The sequence below is a fragment of the Streptomyces sp. NPDC018045 genome (genome assembly GCF_044327445.1).
Classification (GTDB): domain Bacteria; phylum Actinomycetota; class Actinomycetes; order Streptomycetales; family Streptomycetaceae; genus Streptomyces.
In genome coordinates this window covers 1-1,916 of record NZ_JBIRFL010000080.1, presented here as the reverse complement: position 1 = coordinate 1,916, position 1,916 = coordinate 1, and the positions used below count along the sequence as shown (strand labels likewise).

The 1,916-nt window shown below is 68.9% G+C and carries 1 protein-coding gene and 1 pseudogene; one reads left to right on the top strand and one right to left on the bottom strand.

The window, feature by feature from the left end; translation table 11 throughout:
* Positions 1-274: pseudogene (locus ACH4EB_RS38665) on the top strand (hypothetical protein); the annotation flags it as partial.
* 516 nt (positions 275-790) lie between these two features.
* Here the strand turns inward: ACH4EB_RS38665 and ACH4EB_RS38660 are convergent.
* The gene (locus ACH4EB_RS38660) at positions 791-1,750 is read right to left on the bottom strand and encodes a Ku protein (protein ID WP_398353226.1); all 960 of its coding nucleotides are present in this window, start codon (positions 1,748-1,750) and stop codon (positions 791-793) included.
* Positions 1,751-1,916 lie beyond the last annotated feature (166 nt).

Below are 1,916 nucleotides of genomic sequence, written 5' to 3'. Positions count from 1 at the left end.
GCGGATGTGGGCCGTGGACGGGACATGGGAGCGGGTGTTTACCGCGCTGATGGCCCAGGCCGACGCCGACGAGGACCTGACCTGGGCCGTCTCGGCGGACTCCACGATCGTTCGGGTTCATCAGCACGCGGTGGGGCGGCCCGTGCCCAGCGCCGTCGCCGGGCCGCATCCACCCGACCGCACCGAGATGTTCGCGGCGATCCGGCAGCGCATCAGCAAGCTCACAGGCGAAGTCCAGCTCCCGCCGATGCCGGACGGCCGGGCCACCGGATGACATTCGGCACGGCCCCGTAGGTGGCCCGAGGCCCAGGCTGTCGCGCACGGCTCGGGCTGGCCAGCACTATGCAGGGCGCAGGACTTTGCTGGGGCACCAGTAACACTTTTCAGCGCGCTGGGCCGATGCTGGATGGCGGGGCCGGCTGTAGGAGCCGGTCCCGCCTTCTTTCAAGGAGTACACGATGCCGAAGCCCGGAACAGACTTCACATTTGGACGTGATTGGCCGTACCGCTTTTGGAACGGCCCACGTCTGCAGACGGAGCACGAGTTGGGAGACGACCAAGAGGCGCTGTCCGTCGCCGACCGAATGCGAAAGCGCGGCGAGCAGGTGACACGCATCGAGCGGTGCAACGCCTCCGGCCACTGGACCACCGTGTGGACAGCCGCTGTGTCCTACCCCGGAAACCGGAGAGCAGCCGCATGAACGCGCCCCACCCGACACCTTTGAGGTGGTGCTGACCGAGTGTTCCTGGTTCAGCCCGGCGGCCGGTGGTTCGCGCTCTGCTATGGCAGTCAGCCGGCACGGCGGCCGCCGGTCGCCTTCTTCTTCGCCGCGGTCTTCTTCGCCGGCGCCTTGGCGGCGGTTTTCTTGCCGCCCGTCTCCTTCGGCGTACGGGTGCTCTTGCGGGCGGGGGAGCGTCTGGCGGTTCCGGTGACCTTGTCCTCGATGGCACGCAGCGGCGTCACCGACGCGCCCGTACCGCCGGTGTCTTCGCCGCGGGCGCTCCTGGCAGCGCGGACGCTGTCCTCTAGGGCGGCCATCAGGTCCAGGACCTGCCCGCGCGGCTGGGGAGCCTCGCCGGGGACTTCGACTTCGCGGTCCTCCAGCTTGGCCGCCACGATCCCCACGACCTGCTCACGGTAGTGGTCGCGCAGATCCTCCTCATCCAGCGGCCCGTAGCTGTCCATCAGCGCCTCGGCCGCGGCGAGCTCGTCGTCGCTGATGTCGACCGGCCGCTCGGGAACCACACCGGCGGGGGTGCGGATCTGGCCGGGCCAGCGCAGCGAGTGCAGCACCAGCACATCCCCCATCGGTCGCACCAGCGCAAGGGTCTCCTTGCTGCGCAGGGCGATCTTGCCGATGGCGACCGAGCCGTGGTCCTCCATAGCCTCGCGCAGCAGGACGTACGGCTTGGCGGCGGCGGGTCCGGTGGGCGCGACGTAGTAGCCGCGTTCAACCTGCAGCGGGTCGACGTCGCCGGCCGGCACGAAGGCGAGGATGGTGAGGGTCTTGACGGTCGGCAGCGGCAACTGCTGAAGGTCGTCGTCGGTGAGCGGGACGATCCGCTCACCGGTCTCGTAGCCGCGGCCGATCTCCTCGGTCGGCACCTCGGCGTCCTCCTCCAGGGAGCAGATGGGCCGGTTGCGTACGCGCCCGTTGTCGGCCTTGTGCACGCGCACGAAGGAGACGGACGGTCCGCTGTCGGTGGCGGCGTGCAGGGAGATCGGCACGGTGACCAGCCCGAAGCTCAAGGCTCCCTGCCAGAGCGAGTGCGGCATAGCTGACCTGCCCTTTCCCCGGGCTTTCAGCGTAGAACGACGATCGGCCTAGGAGTTGTCTTCAAATGTCACGCCCACATCAGGAGCGATGCGAGGGTGACGGCTGCTTGGTAGGACTCGGCGGTCTTCTCATAGCGGG